The sequence below is a fragment of the Nocardiopsis salina YIM 90010 genome (assembly GCF_000341025.1).
Taxonomy (GTDB): domain Bacteria; phylum Actinomycetota; class Actinomycetes; order Streptosporangiales; family Streptosporangiaceae; genus Nocardiopsis; species Nocardiopsis salina.
Genome location: NZ_ANBF01000079.1, coordinates 1 through 18090 on the forward strand (window position 1 = coordinate 1; position 18090 = coordinate 18090).

The window sequence follows — 18090 nt, forward strand, 5'->3', positions numbered from 1 at the left end:
CGCGACCAATGCTTACGGCGTGCGGATGGCGGCTCGCTCCTGCGACGGCCAACTGCTCGGCCCCGCGCGCTCCCGGCAGAGCATTGAGTGTCGGGGGTGACACGTGTGCGCACGGCCTCCGGGCCCCGCTGCCGACCGGAGCCTGACCAGCCGGGGTGGCCGCGCATCGTTTCGGAGATTCTCCCACCGGGGCGAGTGGGGCGTGGCCGTACTTTCTCCCGTTCCAGGATATCCCGGAAAACCATCGCCGTGGAGTTATCCACAAGACCATTTCTGCGGTGAACAGGGCGCCCGTAATTCGGTCCAGTCGAGGGTTCCGAGTCCGTAATGGGTAAGGGGTTGTGTGGCCTTTGGGATACTCCCCCTTTCCGGGGTTTCCCGCTTATTGTTGAATCATGGCGAACAACACCGCAGACACCACCGATACGGCCCCGGGCACCGCCCCGGACGCGGCCGTGTCCGCCCTGGTGGCTGCGGTGCAGACCTTCACCGCGACCCTGGCCGGGGATGTGCCGTTCGGTGCGGCTGGGACGGTGTTGGAGCGCCTCCGGGGCGGTGCGTGAGCAGATCGACCAGTTGACGTTTGCGATGCTGGCCCCGTTGGCGCAGATGGAGGCCTCGGGCGCATTGCTGGCCGAGGGCGGGCAGAACACCCTCAAGGCTTATCTGGCCCATGCCTGGGGCATCGGCCACGCCGAGGCCGATCGGCTCATGGTGCTGGCGCAGAACCTGCACCGGCAGAGGCTGCCCGAGACCGCGGCCGCGATCGAGGCCGGCGCCCTGACGGTGGGTGAGGCCGCCGCGATCGCGGCGGGGGTCGAGCGCGAGGTCGACAAGCGCGATCCGGGCGCGGAGCCGGATGCGGATCTGTACCGGGCCACGCTCGATCGGGGTCTGGCCGGGATGAAGGCCGATCGGCCTGCGATGTCGGTCAAGTCGCTGGGGGACCCGGCCGGGCTACGATCCCGACCCCCGACGAACCACCACCCCCGAGGCAACACCACACAACACAACACCACAGCGTCAGCCCCAGCCCCCTGGCGCCCTCTCGACGCCTGAAACGCTCCGCGCCGGCTCTCCGATAACTCTTGGCCTGGCCACATGAAGGGTGCACGTGTGCGGAGGCCCGTGTACGGAGGTCCGTGTGCCACTGATGCGGGTCTTGGATGCTCTCGTCAGTGTTTGCGCACCAGAGGATCTACGCACCACGAGAAAGATTGCTGAGGGATCGCTCCGGGAAACGTTGCGGGTCCGGGGCTCAGTCCACGGGCCGCACCTTCGCCATGGTCTCCCGGTCCTCGTCGTTGAAGCGTTCCTCCAGCTCCTCCGGCGCCGCGTCGACGTCGATGGTGGTGACCGGCACTCCGCGGGCGGACTCGATCGCGCCCAGACGCCGAACCGCGCGGTCCTGCGCGTAGCGCACGAGCTCGTCCGGCGGCAGGTCGTAGCGCTTGAACTCCGGGTTCTGGGTGGGGGTGTCGCTGCGGTCGACCGCGTCCAGCACGTGTGGCAGCAGCTCCTCCAACCGTTCGCCGACCACGTCCCAGTTGGTGTCGTCACCGGCGACGTGGCGGCGGCACGTGAACGTGCCCCAGGCCATGTGCCGGCGTTCGTCGTCGCCGATGAGGCGCACGATGCGGCGCATGCCCGGGAAGATCCCGCGCACGGTGCACAAGTGGTTCCAGGCGTAGTACCCCGTGAGTGCGAGCGACCCTTCGACGATGTGGTTGTAGGTGACCGAGGCCCGCACCTGGTTGCGCGGGCTGGGATCGGACACGAGAGCTTCCAAAGAGCTCGGTAGTTCGTCGTAGAACAGCGTCCGGTACCCCGGGTTGCTCTCCACGAACGAGTGCAGGTCCTCGGACACACCGATGGCGTCCAGCCAGCGGCGGAAGGCCTGCACGTGCTTGGCCTCCTCGTACAGGAACTGCGTCAGGTACATCTCGTCGCCGAGACGCCCCTCGGCCGACATGGCGCTCAGGAACGGCAGAAGGTCCTCGGTCACGGCCTCCTCGCCGGCGACGAACAGCGCGCACAGCCGCAGGATCCGGGTGTGGGCCTCCTCGTCGAGCTTCTGCCAGTCCTCGGCATCCTGGGACAGATCGATGTCCTCGGGATCCCACACGCGCTTGTTGCCCTTGGCGAAGAGGCGCAGCGGCAGGGATTCCCAGTTGAGTCCACCCTCGCGCAGAGAGTGGAAACCGGAACGGGGCGACCGGGTGTCGGTCATGGGGGGCCTCCGGGGGGTCGGTCCGACCTTCATGATTGGACACGCGTAGTGCTCGTGTAAAGAGGGGTTGTCGGGCGAACCCGGACGAGCGGGATACGGTCGTCTCCGCCGACGTTCGAGCCCCGCCGAAACGGTACGGTCGGGGAGTACATCCACGCCGAACGAACCGATCGGGGGCAGACGTGTTCTGTGGAGATCCCGGGACCTCCGGTTACGCCTCGTGCGCTGCGCAGGCACAGATCTTCGCGCTGGCCTCGGTGATCCCCGCCCTGCTCGGCCTCGTCCTCCTCGTGGCCGCCTTCACCGCCCCTTCGGTCCGCGGTGACCGGCTCCTGCGCACCCGCACCCTGACCTACTCGCTCATCGCGTGGGGCATCGCCGCCGTCACCTACGTCGTCGGCGTGCTGCCGTCGGTCTGACCCCGCCCGGGCCGGCCGGGGCCCGGCGGGGATCTTGCTACCAGAGCCAATATCGGCGCTGAAGTCGGCTCTGGTAGCAAGATCCCCGGCAGATGGGGCGTTCACCCGATGCGCGCGAGCCCGCAGTACTGGGGCAGGTCACGCGCCCGCCCCACCTCGACCGGTTCCGGACGCCACTTGGTCACCGAAACCACCCCCGGTTCGACCAGGTCCAGCCCGTCGAAGAACCGGGTGAAGTCCTCCACGGAGCGGGGGACGTAGGGCAGCGTCACCCCGTCCTCCCAGATCCGCGTGAACTCGGCGACCTGCTCGGGGTCCATCTCGACCGAGTCCGAAAGCACCCCGTCGCAGACCGCGAGGAAACTGCCCGTCGGCAGCGCGTCGACGTACGCGCGCACCAGGCCGAGCGCTTCGTCCAGGTCGGGGAAGTGGCCCATGGTCCCCATGAGCATCAGCGCGATCGGGCGGTCCAGGTCCAGGACCTCCCGCGCCTCGTCGAGCACCCGACCGGTCTCGTGCAGGTCGGCGTCGACGAATGCGGTCCGCCCCTCGTCGGTCCCGGTCAGCAGCGCCCGCGCGTGCGCGAGCACGAGGGGGTCGTTGCCCTCGTCGTTCCTACGCCGCGCCCGGCCGTCCGCACCCTCAGGCCAGCAGCTCGGCCGCGTCCGTGATCTGGTACGCATACCCCTGCTCGGCCAGGAACCGCTGCCGGTGCGCCGCGTAGTCCTGGTCCAACGTGTCCCGTGCGACCACGGCGTAGAACCGCGCGCTGCCACCGTCGGCCTTGGGCCGCAGTACCCGGCCCAGGCGCTGCGCCTCCTCCTGGCGCGACCCGAACGAGCCCGACACCTGTACTGCCACCCCGGCCTCGGGCAGGTCGATGGAGAAGTTGGCGACCTTGGACACCACCAGGGTCCGCAGCTCACCCGACCGGAATGCGTCGAAGAGCCGTTCGCGCTCCTTGTTCCGGGTCTCGCCCTTGATCACCGGGGCGCCGAGGGACTCCCCGAGCTCGTCCAGTTGGTCGATGAAGGAGCCGATGACGAGTACCTGCTCCTCCGAGTGCCGCTCCACGAGCGCGTCCACCACCCGGTTCTTGGCGTCGGTCGACGCGCAGAACCGGTAACGGTCCTCGGGCTCGGCGGTCGCGTACGCCATTCGCTCGGAGTCGGACAGGTCGACGCGTACCTCGACACAGTCGGCCGGGGCGATCCACCCCTGGTTCTCCATGTCCTTCCACGGGGCGTCGAAGCGCTTGGGCCCGATGAGGGAGAACACGTCGCCCTCCCGGCCGTCCTCGCGCACCAGCGTCGCGGTCAGCCCGAGCCGCCGCCGGGCCTGCAGGTCGGCGGTCATCCGGAAGATCGGTGCGGGCAGCAGGTGCACCTCGTCGTAGACGACCAGGCCCCAGTCGCGCGCCTCGAACAGCTCCAGGTGCGTGTGCACACCCTTCTTGCGGGCCGCCATGACCTGGTACGTGGCGATGGTGACGGGTCGGATCTCCTTGCGGCTGCCGGAGTACTCACCGATCTCGTCCTCGGTGAGGGAGGTCCGGCGCAGCAGCTCCGACTTCCACTGGTGCACGGACACGGTGTTGGTGACCAGGATCAGCGTCGTCGCCCCGGTCATCGCCATCGCCGCCGCGCCCACGATCGTCTTGCCCGCGCCACAGGGCAGCACGACCACACCCGAGCCCCCGGCCTGGAAGCTCTCGGCGGCCTCGCGCTGGTAGGGACGCAGTTCCCAACCGTCCTCGGCGAGGTCGATCTCGTGTGCCTCGCCGTCGACGTAACCGGCGAGGTCCTCGGCCGGCCAGCCGATCTTGAGCAGGGCCTGCTTCAGGTTGCCGCGCTCGCTGGGATGCACTGCGACGGTGTCGTCGTCGATGCGGTCGCCGAGCATGCCCTTGAGCTTCTTGGCGCGCACGACCTCCTCGAGCACCGCACGGTCACTGGAACGAAGTACCAGCCCGTGCGCGGGGTCGCCGTCGAGGGTGAGGCGGCCGTAGCGGTCCATGGTCTCGGAGATGTCCACCAGCAGCCCCTGGGGCACAGGGAACCGCGAGAACCGCACCAGCGCGTCCACGGCCTGCTCGGCGTCGTGTCCGGCGGCGCGTGCGTTCCACAGGGCCAGCGGCGTGACCCGGTAGGTGTGCACGTGTTCGGGGGCGCGCTCGAGTTCGGCGAAGGGCGCGATGGCGCGGCGGCACTCGTCGGCCGACTCGTGGTCGACCTCGAGGAGGAGGGTCTTGTCGGACTGGACGATCAGGCAGGACACACGGACCTTCACTCTCGTCGGCGGTGTGTGGGGACGGGCCCCACGTGCAACACCTGCACTCCCCCGATCATGCCCGCCGTCCGGGAGCGCTCGCGCACATTCCGCAGGCGGGATCGGGACTGGGCCAGGGGCAGGGGATCAGGCCTCGACGATGATCGCCGTCGCGATCAACGTGGCGACCAGGGCGACGAGTGCGAGGTGGATGGAGTTGGAGATCCACGCGTACCGCCGCAGCTGGTTGTGCCGTTGCGGATCGCGGCTGCGCTCGGACAGCGCGATACCCGCGAGCACGGTGCCGATGATCGGGGTGATGTTGCCGAGGCACAACGGCACCAACAGGATGCTCACCACCAGTGCCGTGATCGTGCTCCCCGACGGGGGCTGCTGCTCGGGCGGCAGCGGGGGCCGCGGATACGGGGCCGGTCCCATCTGCTGCGGCGGACCGTACCCGGGGCCGGGCGGAGGTGGAGGCGGAGGCGGAGGCCCGTAGGGAGTGGCGCCGGGGGGCGGAGGGCCGTAGCCGCCGTTGTCTGGGGGCGGAGGGCCGTACGAGCCGCTGCCGGGGGGCGGAGGGCCGTACGGAGGGTTCGACGGCGGAGGGCCGTAGTGGGGGTTGCCGTAGTCGGACATAGCGTCTCCAGACGAAGGGCAGAAGGAAAGGAGGGGAGCGGCGGTGACCGTGCCGGCCGTGCTCGGACGGCACCGGCCCGGTGCGGCCGGGATCAGCGGAGCCCGGCCGGTCTCAACCGCCGAACAGGACCATCATCATGGCCAGCACCACGAGTGGGACCGCGAAGACCACCGACAGCCCGATGTAGGCGAAGTTGCACGCCCAGGTGTAGCGGATGAAGCGCTCCACCTCGGATGCGTTCGGGATCTTCGACAGTGCGGTCACCGCGAAGGCGACGCCGGGGATGTTGGCGATCAGCACGTAGAACCAGAGTCCCATGAACACCCCGATCAGCGGCACCGTCCACGTCAGGAACGCCACGACCAGGGAGGCGACCGCCCCGCCCACCCGCGGTGGCGGTCCGGACGGCGGCGGGGTGCCCGGCGGCAGGTCGACTCCGCCGGGGAGCGGATGTGCCGTGTAGGGCGTTGGCGGGGCCATGTGCGCCCCGCCGGGGGTGAAGGCCCCGGGGGCCGTCGGCGGGGGCGGGCCGGGTTCGTGCCGGCCGCCGGACGGGCGCAGGACCGGGTTGGGTTCCCGATCCCAGAAGTCCCGTGGGCCGCTGCTGTTCACCGGTATCCGCTTCCTCCCCCTTGTCACGTACTGTCGCAATACCCATTGTCCACGGTGGGACGCGGGCCGGGCGGAAAGGGTTCGGGGCCCGGGCGCGCCGGTCGGCGCGGATCTGGACCCGGTGTTCGCCCGAGCGCGGCCGTGGGGGCGGTGCCGTCCGGTTCAGGGACGCATCACCACGGCACCAGCCCGGAGATCTGCTGGAGCCACGAGCCCGCTCGGGTGAAGACCACGAAGGTCAGAACCATCATCACGAACACCATGACGCCTGCGGCGCCCAGGCAGTACCAGGAGTAACGCGTCAGGGTCTCGGCCTTGACCGGCATCCCGCGGTCGCGTGCGTGTCCGGCGCGCACGGCGAAGACGATGCCGGGAACGCCGAACAGCCAGTTGAAGCAGCACAGGATCGTGATGGTGTGCAGGATCATCGCGGTCGTGGCGCTGCTGGCCCCGCCCCCGGACATCGGGGTCCCCGGCGAGGCCGCGGCGGAGACACCGCGTTCGGTGCCGTCGTCCCGGCGGCGGTCCTTTTCGGGGGTCGGTTCGCGCTCGGGGGTACGCCGGGGTTCGGGGCGCTGTTCCGGTCGGGGCTCGGGCCCGGGGGACTGTTCCCGGACCGGCCCCTGGCCGGGCGCGGGCCGCGGCTGCTCCGGGTTCCGCGGCGGTTGCTGCGGACCTTGCTGTTGCTGCTCGCGCGCGGGCGGCGGCTGCCGGNCGACCGGACGGCTGTCCGTGTGTCCGGTCTCGTCCGTCGTCGGCGGGCTCGCGGGGGGACGACGCCCCCGGGGGCAGCGGTGGGTTGTTCATGGGGGTCTCTCTCGCGCTGTGACGGTCGACCTGGCGCTCCCCGGTCCCGCGGGGGCGCGCCAGACACTCTACGGCGTGCGCCCGCACCGGAACCCCGGCACAGGGGCCATTCCCGCTGGGTCACCCCTCCGGGTCGGCGAGCTCGGCCACCGCCGAGATCCGGTGGACCGCAAAACGGTGCACCGCGTCCCGCGTCGCGTCGTAGGCGGTGACGAACCCACCGTCCACCGACGACGGGTGCACGATCCGGCTCACCTGGCGCCCGTCGGTGTCGGTGTAGCCGATCCACACTCGGCGTTCGTCGCGGGCCGCGGCCGACAGGGCCGACATCACCGCGGCCGCGCGCGCCCCCGGTGGCCCGTCCGTGGGCAACGGAACCGGACGGCGTGCGATGGTGGCCGCCTCGTCGCCGGCCCGCAGCGCCCGAACGGCAGCCCGTACGGTCTCCGCCGAGGCCTCGCTGTCGGGCGCGTCGGGTGCCTCCACCGGGTCCGCGCGCCGGATCTCGGGGCGGTCCAGGCTCATCGCGCCGTCCCCGCTCTCCGAGACCGGGTGGTAGCCCAGTTGCCGCAGTCGTTCCACCAGAGCGGCCCGGTTCTCCCGGCTCGCGACCACCGTCGGGGCGAGCCGGATCAGCCCGAGCCCGTCCGCGCGCCGGTCGTTGAGCAGCTCCTCCAGCAGGGACGGTTCGTCGCAGCGCAGGTAACTGGACGCAGTGCCGGCACGCAGGCGCCCGTGTCGCCGCCCGACGTCCGAGACCAAGTACCGCAGGGCCTGGGGCAACGGGGTACGTGAGTGGCGTTCCAGCAGGTCGGTGATGTCGGCGACGCCCCGGCCGGCGTCCAACCCGCGACGGATCGAGTCCTCCGTGAACCGGTACACCGTGGCGCCGCCCGTCGACTCCACCTCCGCGATCAGCGCGAGCTCACGCGCGAGGTCGGCGACCAGGGGGCCGGGGGCAACGGCTGTCATGTCGCCCTGCACGAGGATGTGGTCCAGCGGTTGCGGCAGTTCCTCGGCCAGCTCCCGCGCTGCGCCGTCGGGGTCCCCCGCCAGCAGCGGACGGGTGTGGCCGGCCAGGGCGCCGAGCGCGGTCAGACCGAGCACGGAGGCTTCCGTTCGTGCGGACTCCACCAGTTCGGAGTAGGTCTGCGACTGACGGCGCGGGTGGCGCCAGGCCATGCGCGCGGACAGGGACTCCTCGGAGGGAACCAGGCCCGGTTCGGCCTCGCCCAGCGCGGCCAACAGGTCCCGGCGGGCCCGCGGTGCGCCCGGTCGCCCCAGTCCGGGGCCCAGTACGTTCCGGATCCGTCCGCCGGAGTCCTTCGTGCCGGCGAGCGAAGCCGTACGGTCGCTGCCGATCCACGCCAGCGCCAACCGCAGCCAGCGTGCCTCGGGCGGGCTCTCCCTCCACAGGTCGTACTCGCGGGTGGGCAGCCATTCCCCGGCCACCCGGTCGTCGGTGCCCACGAGTCCGGCGGCGTGCACGACCTCGACCAGGAGCGCCGCCTCGGACTCGTCGACCTCCATCACCTGCGCCGCACGCCGCAGGTCGCGCACGCCCAAGCCGCCGTTGCGCAGGACCCCGGGCGGGTTGTGGGCCCAGTGCTCCAGGAGTTCCTCGACCGCGCGCAGCACCGTGAAGGCCTGCCCGGCGGCGGTGCGGGAGACGGTCTCGGCGGAGCGTTCGCGGCCCTCGAACGGTGGTGGTTCGACGGACAGGTCCTGGAAGAGCGCGCCCTCCCGCAGGTGCAGGCCCACCTCGCGCGGCAGGGTGAGGGTGTCGTCGCCCGTCGGGACGAGCAGGGCCCGCGCAATGAGGGTCTCCACCGGCGAACCCGCGGTGGCCACGTCGACCTCGCGGCGGGCATCGGCGACGGTGCCGTTGGGCGGACCCCAGGCCATGCCCTCCAGCAGGCTGTGGGCGCGCTCCCCGACCTGGCCCAGGAGCGCCGCGACCCGCGCCGGTTCTGCGAGCAGGGTGGCCACGCTCTCCACCGGTGTCGACGCGGTGCTGTCGGGGGCCAGTTCGTCGGCCAAGCGCTTGACGGTCGCGTGGGGGAGGGCCGCCAGCAGGGGGCGGGCGGGCGGGCCGAGCTGGGCGGGATGGGGGAGGAGCTCGCGCAGCACCTGGACGGGGCGGGTGCGGTCGCGGTCCGGCCACACCAGGGCCAGGCGGTACAGCTCGTCGAGGGCGCGCGCAAGAAAGAGGTTGCCGCCGGAGGCGACCGCTGAGGGCCGGGGGCGGGCGACGGGTGGGGCGGTCCCGGGACACGGTGCCGGGTCCAGGCGCAGCGCGTCGGTGAGCTCGGCCGTGGTCACACCGACGGGCTCGGACAACCGGTCGTCGCCCAGGGCCACGACCGACTCCAGGACGGCGAGGGTGAACCGGTCGAGGCGCTCCAGTACCCGCAGGACCGTGTTGCGGGTGGTGGCCCGGGTGGCGAGGGTGCCGATGTCGGCCGGGACGGGGCGGGCGAGGTCCGGTCGGGCGCTGAGCAGCGCCGTGAGTTCCTCGTCGGAGCGGCTGCGCAGCCACCCCGTGAAGGTCGGAGGCCTGCGCCCGGACGCAGACCCCTCGGTGGGCGGGTTCTCGGTCATCGTCCCCACGCTAGGTGATCCCGCACCGGGGACGGATTCTCACGGAGGGTGATCCTCGCCCGGTGGTGGTTCCCGCGGCCCGCGATCCGGCCCGGGCAGGTCTACCCCCGTATCGGACGCCGAAATCCGCAAAGAGGGGTTAAAAGCCGGATGGTTCTCGGCCACCATGGGCCCATGAACCAGCGCTCGGAACAATTGGTACTCGACTACTTGTCCGAGGTCGGGCTGGCGTCGTACGGACACATGACCGCGAGGGAACGCACGTCCTTCCTGGCCAGGCTGCGCGGGCAGATCGACGAACGCCGCAGGGCCGCCCCGGACGACCACGTGGACACGGTACGGGGGATCCTCCGCAGTTTCGGTACCGCCGAGGACGTGGTGCAGCGCGAGTGCGGTGGCCGCAACCTCGACCTCGAGGACGACGAGCTCATCCCCGACCGACCCCGGCACGCCGACCGGCCGCCCCCGCCCTGGCGCGGCGGGCCCAGCAGCGGTCTCATGGGCCTGTTGGAAGGACCTGGCCAGACAGACGTGGACCTGCGCGGCAAGCGCACCAGGAGCACCGGAACCCTGCGGGGGATAGCCCTGGTCGTGCGCACCCACCCGGCCGAGGCCGCGGCCCTGGGCCTGATGCTGTTGACCGTCCCCTGGTGGCTCGACCTGGCTTTCGTGTGGGTCCTTGCCGCCGCGCTCCTCGCTCTGAGCAGGGTGTGGAACGTGCGCGACACGTGGATCGGCATCGGAGTCCCGGTCCTCGCGTGTGTGCTGGCGATGGCCCTGTGGAACGGCGAGGCCCGCTACGTCGACGAGTACATCCTGGAGTCCTTGACCGCCACGGGCGTGATCGGCCTGGGTCTGGCGAACCTGGTCTGCGTCCTCTACCTGTTCCCGCGGGTACTGCGCTCGGCCCGCCGCGCGGAGGACTCCGCCCAGACCGTCTGACCTCCCTCGGGGCGTTCCGGGGCCCGCGGGTCACTGCTTGGCAAATGCTCGGAATAACCTTTTCCGGTCAGGCCGTTACCACGCGTCCGGGGGCGTTGTTTCGGGTAGTCATGTCGGTACACGGCCACTTTCGCTACACGGTGGCCACACCGGTACCGGTGACCCACTCCGCCAGGGTGGGAGCCGGCCGCGTCGAGACGGTCCCGACTCCGCCGAGTCCCGTCCCATACTCCGCACCCAGCGGTGATCGGGACCGTCGTCGACCACGAGGCCCGGGTGAAACCGCATCCGGGCCTCGTTCCTGTGCCCGGGAGGTGCCGCAATGGGCCGATTATGCCCTCGCGCCCGGATACCCCCGGCGGATAGCCTGGGAGGGTACCCACGAAAAACCGGAGGGCCGCCCAGGGAACGCACAGGATCGACGCGGACGGGGCGCCCCCGGGTTTCGGTCCCGCGGTCCCCGACACTGAAAGCATGAGGTCGCCCAGTGCCCACCGGCAAGGTCAAGTGGTACGACGGAGACAAGGGATTCGGTTTCCTCACGCGCGACGACGGCGGTGAGGTGTTCGTGCACTCCACCTCCCTGCCCGAAGGAACCACCGCGCTCCGCACGGGTCAGCGGGTGGAGTTCGGCGTCGCGGACGGACGCAAGGGTGCGCAGGCGCTCCAGGTGAAGCTCCTGGACTCCCAGCACTCGGTGGTCGAGGCCCGTCGCAAGAAACCCGAAGAGATGGTCGTCATCACCGAGGATCTCATCAAACTCCTGGAAGGGCTCTCCAGCGGATACCGCAAGGGGCGCCGACCCGACCGCCGTGAGGCGGCCAAGGTCGCGTCCGTGCTGCGTGTGGTCGCCGACGAGCTCGACACCTGAGCCGACTCGGTCGGGCACGACACGCCGTTCGTGCCCGACCCGTGACCCCGATCTGACCGACCCGGGTCCCCGCCTTGGTCAGATCGGTGCCCGTCATCAGTGAGAATGGGAACGTGAGCCCTTCTCGACGTTCTCCTGTACCGGACAAGGCATGTATCGAGGCGGTGGATCTCGCCCGCTCGGTGGCCGCCGAGATCGGGCGACCCGAGTGGGTGGGTGAGTCCCTCACCCCCCAGGTCGAGGACACGCGCCTGGTCACGCACTATTTCGAGTGCCTGGACCCCGCATACCCGGGGTGGAACTACGCCGTAACCGTGGTCCGCGCCGCGCGCGCGAAGAGGGTCACGGTCAACGAGGTGGTCCTCCTGCCCGGCAAGGGCGCGCTGACCGCGCCCGAGTGGGTCCCGTGGAAGGAGCGCCTGCGCCCCGGCGACGTCGGGGCAGGCGACCTGCTGCCCACGGAGGAGGGCGACGCGCGCCTCATCCCCGGCTACGCCCAGGTCCCCGAGACCGATCTCGAGGCCGAGGGTGTCGACCAGCAGATGATCTGGGAGCTGGGTCTGGGGCGCCGTCAGGTCCTCTCGGAGTTCGGTCGCGAGCAGGCCGCCCAGCGTTGGTACGAGGGCGAGTCCGGCCCGCGCACCCCGATCTCCAACCAGGCGCCGGCCCGGTGTGCGACCTGCGGCTTCCTGACGCCGCTGGCGGGTGAGCTGCGCAAGATGTTCGGCGTGTGCACGAACGAGTTCGCGCCCGACGACGGCCGTGTCGTCTCGCTCGACCACGGCTGCGGCGCGCACTCGGAGGTGCGGGCGCCCGAGTCGCAGAACGAGCCCGTCGCGCCCGTCATCGACGAGATGGGGTACGACCACATCGTCTTCGACGACACCACCGAGCTGGAGTTGGTCACCGCCGACTCCTGACACGTTCAGGGTGCCCCGGCGCGGCCCGCCGCGCCGGGGCACCGTTGTTTCCGCTCCCGGGGCCTCCGTCCTGCCTGTTGGGAGCCCGTGTGTCCGCTCCGGGAGGCTGTGCCGGACCGGTGCGGAGTTCCGGGTGTGTCCCGGACACCCCTGTGCCGGGGGCGGGCGCGTGGCGGGGCCGGAGCCCTGCGCGCATGTCCTAGGGTCGGTGTACCCGCGTGCGCCCCGCCGCGGACGGTGTTGTGTCCCCAGCGCACGAGGAGCCCATCATGGCCGAGTCCGCGGCCGCTGCGGCGGCCGACCCCTTCCAGACCGCCGAGCTCCGCAGGCGGGTGCTGGCCGCGTGGGCGGACGCCCCGGCCCGGTTCAGGGAGGACGCCAACGCCGAGGAGGACTTCGCGCTCGGCGGGTACCGCGACCGGGTCGTCGTCGAGCTCGCGCAGAACGCCGCCGACGCCGCCCGCCGGTCGGGCGTGCCCGGACACCTGTTCCTGGAGCTCAGCGAGGACCGCCTCACAGCTGCCAACACCGGCGCCCCGCTCACCACCGAGGGCGTGGAGTCCCTGTCGACCCTGCGGGCCTCCTCCAAGCGCGGCGACGAGGGCTCCGCAGGCCGGTTCGGGGTCGGGTTCTCCGCAGTCTCAGCCCTGAGCGACGACGTGACCGTGGCCTCCTCCGCGGGCGCCGTACGGTTCTCCGGGGCCCAGGCGGGCGCGGCCGTCGCCGACCTGCTCGCCGCCGACGGCACCCATGAGGACCTCGCCCTGGAGGTCCAGCGCCGGTCCGGGCACGTGCCCATGCTCCGCCTGCCGTTCCCCGCCGACGAGGTCCCGGTTCCGGACGGTTACGACACCGCGGTCACGCTCGTGCTGCGCGACGAGGACTCCGCCCAGCGCGTGCGCGAGCTCCTCGACCGCACCGGTGAGGCCCTCCTGCTCGCGCTCGACGGCCTGGCGGAGGTCCGCGTGCGTGTCGACGGTGCCGAACACGTGCTCACTCGCGAGGAGGGCGGCGCGGCCGATGCCGACCTGACCACCACCAACAGCGGCGCGCACGGCGACCGCACCACCGCCTGGCGCCTTCTGTCGCGTTCGGGCCGGTTCTCCCAGGAGGTCCTCTCCGACCGCCCGGCCGAGGAACGCGAGCGCACCGAGTGGCGCCTGACCTGGGCCGTTCCCATCGATTCCGAGGGCCGGGTCGCTCCGATGCCCTCGGACGTCGAACCCGTCGTGCACGCGCCCACCCCCACCGACACCGCCCTCGACCTGCCCGCGGTCCTGCTCGGCACGTTCCCGCTCAGTACGGACCGCCGCGGCGTGCAGTCGGGCGCCGTCACCGACCTGTTGCTGACGGAGGCCGCCAACGCCTACTGCGCCCTCCTGCGCCGGTTCGGGGGCCGCGCCGCCCTGGACCTGGTGCCCGGAACGAAGTTGGGTGGCGGCCCCGTCGACTCGGTCTTCCGCACACGTGTCGCAGAACCCCTGCGCGACACCACGTTCCTGGTCACCGAGGCGGGCCTCCCGGTCGCTCCGCGCGACGCCGTGCTCCTGGACTCCGGGGGCGGCGCCGACGGATTGGCCGGACTCCTGTCCGAACTGATCCCGCAGGTCCTGCCCGGAGTCTGGAACCCGCGCCACCCGGCCCTGGTCGCGCTCAAGGTGCGGCGCCTGGGCCTGGCCGACCTCGCCGACCTGCTCTCCGACACCGACCGTGCTCCGGCTTGGTGGGCGGAGCTGTACGCGACCCTTGCCACCGCCGACACCACCGACCTGGGGGCGCTTCCGGTGCCGTTGGTGGACGGGCGTCTGGTGCGCGGGCCGCGGGCCCTGCTCATGCCGACCGGTGACTGGCGGCCCACCGACTCCGAGGCGCTCGGCGTGCGCGTGGTCCACCCCGAGGCCGCGCACCCGCTACTGCTGCGCCTGGGTGCCGTCGAGGCGACCGCCGCGACCGTGCTCGCCGACCCGCGCACCGAGGCGGCGGTGCGCGATTCCCTGGACGCCGAGGAACCCGACCCGATAGCCGAGGCCGTGCTGGACCTGGTCGCCTCCTCCGGAACCGGCGCCGACGAGCTCTCGTGGCTGTCGGAACTCGCCCTGCGCGACGACGAGGACGGCTACTCGGTGGCCGGCGAGCTCCTCGTGCCGGGCGCGCCCCTGGCCGACGTGCTCGCAGACGACGCACCGTTCGGGACCGTGCACCAGGACCTCATCGACCGCCACGGCGCCGACGTGCTCCGCGCGGTCGGTGCCCTCTGGGGGTTCGGCCTGGTGCGGGCAGAGGAGGTCGCGCTCGGCGAGGACGTCACCGACGACTTCGACGGCGACGGGATCGAGGACTGGGCCGACGCCGTGCTCGAACGTGTCGGCGACCCGGAGCTGCCCCCGGTCGTGCCCGAGCTGGTCTGCGTCGCCGATCTGGACTGTGTGGCCGAGGACCGCTGGCCACAGGCCCTGGCCATGCTGGCCGAGGGTCCGTTGCGCGAGGCCGTGACCGCTCCGGCGCGGGTGCTCCTGCCCGACGGCCGGGTCGAGGACGTGCCCTCGTACACGGCCTGGTGGCTGCGGTCACGCGCCCGCCTGGCCGGGCGTGCCCCTGTGGAGCTGCGAGCCGGCGATGCGGAGCCCGCCCTGACCGGGCTCTACGACGAGGCGCCCGCGACCGTGGACCGCGAGTTCGCGCGGGCCCTGGGGGTGCGCACCTCCGTGGCGGAACTGCTGGCCGACCCCGACGGCCCGGACGACCTCCTGACCCGCATGGCCGATCCCGCACTGCACGTCGGGCGCACCACTCTCCACAGCCTGTGGACGGCCGTGGCCGCCACCGACCCCTCCCTGGTCTCCCCGCCCACCCGCGTGCGTGCGGTGCGCGAGGGCACCATCGTGGTCGCCGACGCGGAGGACACCCTGGTCCTGGACTCCCCGGACCTCCTCCCGCTGTTGGACGCGCCCCTGGTCATCGCGCCCGCTGCGCTGGCAGAGCAGCTCGCCGACGTGCTCGACCTCGACCTGGCGAGCGAGGCCGTGACCGGACGCGTGACCTCGGCAGGCAGCATCCGGCAGGTCCCCGACGAGGCCGAGCTGTTCCTGGGAACGGCAGACCGGACCTACCTGCACCACCAGACCCTGACCGTGGACGGAACCGAGACCGAGTGGTTCATCGGCGACGACGGTGTGCACGCCTCCACCACCGACGGGCTGGCACGCGGCCTCTGCTGGCGGGCCGGCGCCTGGTCGCGCCGCCACCTGCTCGCCGCGGCCCTGCGCGACCCGGCGGTGGCCGCTCGCCTGCTCGCCGAGGCCGACCTCGACTGACCGGGCACCTGGACCGAAAGGGCTCGGGGCGCCTTCAACCCCGTCTCCGGGATGCCGGACGCAGAAGGAGAGTGGTCGCGCCCAGCCCCGCCGCAAGGGCCCACAGGACCCCACCCGCGCCGAGCCCGGCGGCCACGGTGCCCAACAGCGGAGGGATGAGGAACTGGCCGAGCCGGTTGGCGCCGAGGCGTACTGACATCGCCTGACCCCGCTGCCCCTCGGGTGCCGCACGTCCGAGCCAGGCCATCGTCACCGGTTGGCCCACCCCCAGACCCAGTCCCAGCGCCGCCACCACCGCCGTGAGCACGAGCGCGGGCATCGGGACCGGGGTCGCCATGAAAGCGGCCGCCGAGACCAGCAGGCTGACGACCAGGAGGCGGTTGCGTCCCATGAGGTCGATGAGCTGGGAGAGTAGGAGCCGCGAGGCCATCGAGGCCAGGGCGCGCACCGTGAGCAGGACCCCGACGGCCGAGGCGGACAGTCCGCGTTCGGCGCCCAGCGCGGGCAGGTAGACCACGGTGAGCTCCACCGCCGCCAGCACCATGGCGCTGGTCGCCAGGGCCTGTGGCACACCGGGCGTGCGCAGCAGGCCGCCGATGCCGCCTGCGCCCCGTGGTGCAGGGCCGGGTTCGCGGCCCGCGCGGCCTCCGGGAACCGCGAGGGTCACGGCGAGAAGGAGGACGGTCAGGGCCAACGAGACGAGGAAGATGGGCCGGGTCGGCGGTGTGGCGGACCCGCCGCCCAAGACGGCGATGACGAGCGGGCCCAGCGCCTGTCCGAGGGACGCGGCGAAGGTGTAGTACCCGAACATCGCGTCCAGCCGCGCGGAGGCGTACCCGTTGGCCATCATCGCCTGTTGCCCGACGATGCAGCCCAGATGCGCCGCGCCCAGGAGCGCGGTGGACCACACGACCGTCGAGAAGCGGTCCGGGCCGACCAGGAACAGTACGGTGGTGACCACGATGCCGCTGGTCCCCACGATCATCGTCCGTTTCTCGCCGAACCGGTCGACCGCCCGTCCCAGGGGAAGGGCCAGAACCAGCGGCGCCACGGCGAACGCCGCCGACAGCACACCGAGGGAGGAAACGGGCGCACCCAGGGCCAGCGCCTCGTAGGACGCCGCCGGCCTGAGGAGGAAGACCACGGCCTGAGCCAGGGCGGACGCGGCCAGGAGCCTCCACGGGACGCCAGGGGTCGGGCTCATCGGACAGGTTCCCCGGTTTCCGTGCTCGTCCTTGTTCAGGTCGGGCTGTGCGAGAGCCACTCCCGCACGTCACCGCCGTGCTCGTCCAGCAGCGGCGGCGCCGAATGGTCGCGGTGCGTGGTCTCGCTCCCGTGCTCGTCGAAGAACCTCAGAGGTGGCCCCGGAAGGCGCACGCGGCCCAGCGTGGGGTGGTCGACCTCGGTCAGCAGCCCTTGCGAACGGGTCTGTTCCCATTCGTAGACCTGGTCGAGCGTTCGGACCCTGCCGGCCGGTACGCCCGCCTCGGCAAGGGCCTCCAAGAGGTCGTCGGTGTCCCAGTCGGCGAACGCCGATTCAACGGCCGTGACGGTGCCCCCGTGGTTGGCCAGGCGGTCGCGGTTGGTCGCCAGCCCCGGCGCGTCCGGGTCCATGCCGAACCGCTCGCACAGGGTCTTCCACTGCGCCTGGTTGCCGACGGCGATCTGCACCTTGCCGTCGGCGCAGGAGAACAACCCGTACGGCGCGATGGCGGGGTGGTGGTTGCCGCGGGCCCGCCCGACCTCGCCGGCCACGGTGTAGGCGGACCCCTGGAAGGCGTGTGTGCCCACCAGGACCGCCAGCAGAGAGGTCCGGACCACCTGTCCCCGGCCGGTGCGCTCGCGTTCCAGGAGCGCGTTGGTGACACCGAACGCGCCGTAGATCCCGGCGAGCAGGTCACCGATGGGGACCCCCACCCGTTGCGGGTCGTCCGGCCCCGACCCTGTCAGCGACATCAGGCCCGCCTCCCCCTGGGCGATCTGGTCGTAGCCGGCCCGGCCGCCCTCGGGCCCGTCGTGGCCGAAGCCGGTGATGGACAGCACGATCAGGCGCGGGTTGATCTCCAGGAGCTGCTGCGCCCCGAGCCCCACACGGTCCAGCACGCCGGGCCGGAAGTTCTCCACGAGCACGTCCGCTCGGAGGATCAGCGCCTCCAGCGTCGCGCGCCCCTCCTCGGTCTTGAAGTCCAGCGCGATCGACTGCTTGCCGCGGTTGCAGGATTGGAAATAGGTCGACTCGGGGCCGCCCCGGCCCTCCGGGGTGACGAACGGCGGCCCCCAGGACCGCGAGTCGTCCCCGCCCTCGGGGGACTCGACCTTGATGACGCGGGCACCCTGGTCGGCCAGCATCATGGCGGCGTGGGGGCCGGCCAGGGCCCTGCTCAGGTCGAGGACGGTGGTGCCTTCCAGTGCTGCGCTCATCGTGAGCCTCCTCGGTGTGTCGGGCTCGTCGTGGCTCCCCCTCGC

General features: G+C 71.9%; 14 protein-coding genes and 2 pseudogenes (1 of these 16 only partly in view). 7 read left to right on the forward strand and 9 right to left on the reverse strand.

Features of this window, described 5'->3' with window-relative positions; all coding sequences use genetic code 11:
* Positions 1–395: 395 nt before the first annotated feature.
* Together D474_RS33235 and D474_RS28025 are read left to right on the forward strand one after the other, a co-directional pair.
* Positions 396–563: a hypothetical protein gene (locus D474_RS33235; protein WP_017613166.1), complete on the forward strand. Its 168-nt coding sequence runs from the start codon at positions 396–398 to the stop codon at positions 561–563.
* On the forward strand, positions 556–1059 hold the full coding sequence (locus tag D474_RS28025; protein WP_017613167.1) for a DUF222 domain-containing protein: 504 nt from the start codon (positions 556–558) through the stop codon (positions 1057–1059). The genes D474_RS33235 and D474_RS28025 overlap by 8 nt, the downstream gene beginning before the upstream one ends.
* A 199-nt stretch (positions 1060–1258) precedes the next feature.
* Here D474_RS28025 and D474_RS0108545 read toward each other — a convergent pair whose 3' ends face one another.
* Entirely contained in the window at positions 1259–2230 is a 972-nt protein-coding gene (locus D474_RS0108545; RefSeq protein WP_017613168.1) for a R2-like ligand-binding oxidase, read from the reverse strand.
* A 182-nt stretch (positions 2231–2412) separates the two neighbouring features.
* Between D474_RS0108545 and D474_RS0108550 the strand changes: the two genes are divergently transcribed.
* On the forward strand, positions 2413–2649 hold the full coding sequence (locus D474_RS0108550) for a hypothetical protein (protein WP_017613169.1): 237 nt from the start codon (positions 2413–2415) through the stop codon (positions 2647–2649).
* 101 nt (positions 2650–2750) lie between these two features.
* On the opposite strand, the pseudogene D474_RS28030 reads toward D474_RS0108550, so the two are convergent.
* The 6 genes and pseudogenes from D474_RS28030 to D474_RS0108580 form a co-directional block, all read right to left on the reverse strand.
* Positions 2751–3251, reverse strand: a pseudogene (locus D474_RS28030) (SAM-dependent methyltransferase); the annotation flags it as partial.
* A gap of 40 nt (positions 3252–3291) precedes the next feature.
* Positions 3292–4926: a DNA repair helicase XPB gene (locus tag D474_RS0108560; protein ID WP_026118295.1), complete on the reverse strand. Its 1635-nt coding sequence runs from the start codon at positions 4924–4926 to the stop codon at positions 3292–3294.
* A gap of 138 nt (positions 4927–5064) precedes the next feature.
* The gene (locus D474_RS32205) at positions 5065–5355 is read right to left on the reverse strand and encodes a hypothetical protein (protein WP_161628665.1); all 291 of its coding nucleotides are present in this window, start codon (positions 5353–5355) and stop codon (positions 5065–5067) included.
* Between the two features lie 313 nt (positions 5356–5668).
* On the reverse strand, positions 5669–6169 hold the full coding sequence (locus D474_RS34040; protein WP_017613173.1) for a hypothetical protein: 501 nt from the start codon (positions 6167–6169) through the stop codon (positions 5669–5671).
* Positions 6170–6342: 173 nt separating this feature from the next.
* Positions 6343–6759: pseudogene (locus D474_RS28035) on the reverse strand (hypothetical protein); the annotation flags it as partial.
* 337 nt (positions 6760–7096) lie between these two features.
* A complete protein-coding gene (locus D474_RS0108580; RefSeq protein WP_017613175.1) occupies positions 7097–9577 on the reverse strand; it encodes a helicase-associated domain-containing protein in 2481 nt (826 codons plus the stop codon).
* Between the two features lie 174 nt (positions 9578–9751).
* Here D474_RS0108580 and D474_RS0108585 point away from each other — a divergent pair, with 174 nt between their 5' ends.
* The 4 genes from D474_RS0108585 to D474_RS0108600 all read left to right on the forward strand — a co-directional run bounded on the left by D474_RS0108585 (position 9752) and on the right by D474_RS0108600 (position 15624).
* A complete protein-coding gene (locus D474_RS0108585; protein ID WP_026118297.1) occupies positions 9752–10519 on the forward strand; it encodes a hypothetical protein in 768 nt (255 codons plus the stop codon).
* A gap of 487 nt (positions 10520–11006) precedes the next feature.
* Positions 11007–11390 carry a cold-shock protein gene (locus D474_RS0108590; protein ID WP_017613176.1) on the forward strand — a complete coding sequence of 128 codons (384 nt, stop codon included), beginning with the start codon at positions 11007–11009 and terminating at the stop codon, positions 11388–11390.
* 164 nt (positions 11391–11554) lie between these two features.
* On the forward strand, positions 11555–12310 hold the full coding sequence (locus D474_RS0108595; protein WP_017613177.1) for a DUF3027 domain-containing protein: 756 nt from the start codon (positions 11555–11557) through the stop codon (positions 12308–12310).
* A 269-nt stretch (positions 12311–12579) separates the two neighbouring features.
* Complete coding sequence (locus D474_RS0108600) at positions 12580–15624, forward strand: sacsin N-terminal ATP-binding-like domain-containing protein (protein ID WP_017613178.1); 3045 nt, start codon at positions 12580–12582, stop codon at positions 15622–15624.
* 34 nt (positions 15625–15658) lie between these two features.
* On the opposite strand, the gene D474_RS0108605 is transcribed toward D474_RS0108600, so the two are convergent.
* Both D474_RS0108605 and D474_RS34045 read right to left on the reverse strand, forming a co-directional pair.
* Positions 15659–16828, reverse strand: a complete 1170-nt coding sequence (locus D474_RS0108605) for an MFS transporter (protein ID WP_026118298.1) — start codon at positions 16826–16828, stop codon at positions 15659–15661.
* Positions 16829–16863: 35 nt separating this feature from the next.
* A protein-coding gene (locus D474_RS34045; protein WP_017613180.1) for a CoA transferase crosses the window boundary here: on the reverse strand, positions 16864–18090 show its 3' portion. The gene runs 627 nt beyond the window's last position; the window shows 1227 of its 1854 coding nt (coding positions 628–1854); its start codon lies off the right edge, out of view; the stop codon is at positions 16864–16866.

Excerpts from the sequence above, each read along its gene's own strand:
- D474_RS33235 (WP_017613166.1), top strand. The coding sequence starts at position 396 with ATGGCGAACAACACCGCAGACACCACCGATACGGCCCCGGGCACCGCC.
- D474_RS0108600 (WP_017613178.1), top strand. The coding sequence starts at position 12,580 with ATGGCCGAGTCCGCGGCCGCTGCGGCGGCCGACCCCTTCCAGACCGCC.
- D474_RS0108580 (WP_017613175.1), bottom strand. The coding sequence starts at position 9,577 with ATGACCGAGAACCCGCCCACCGAGGGGTCTGCGTCCGGGCGCAGGCCT.
- D474_RS32205 (WP_161628665.1), bottom strand. The coding sequence starts at position 5,355 with ATGGGACCGGCCCCGTATCCGCGGCCCCCGCTGCCGCCCGAGCAGCAG.
- D474_RS0108545 (WP_017613168.1), bottom strand. The coding sequence starts at position 2,230 with ATGACCGACACCCGGTCGCCCCGTTCCGGTTTCCACTCTCTGCGCGAG.
- D474_RS0108585 (WP_026118297.1), top strand. The coding sequence starts at position 9,752 with ATGAACCAGCGCTCGGAACAATTGGTACTCGACTACTTGTCCGAGGTC.
- D474_RS0108605 (WP_026118298.1), bottom strand. The coding sequence starts at position 16,828 with ATGAGCCCGACCCCTGGCGTCCCGTGGAGGCTCCTGGCCGCGTCCGCC.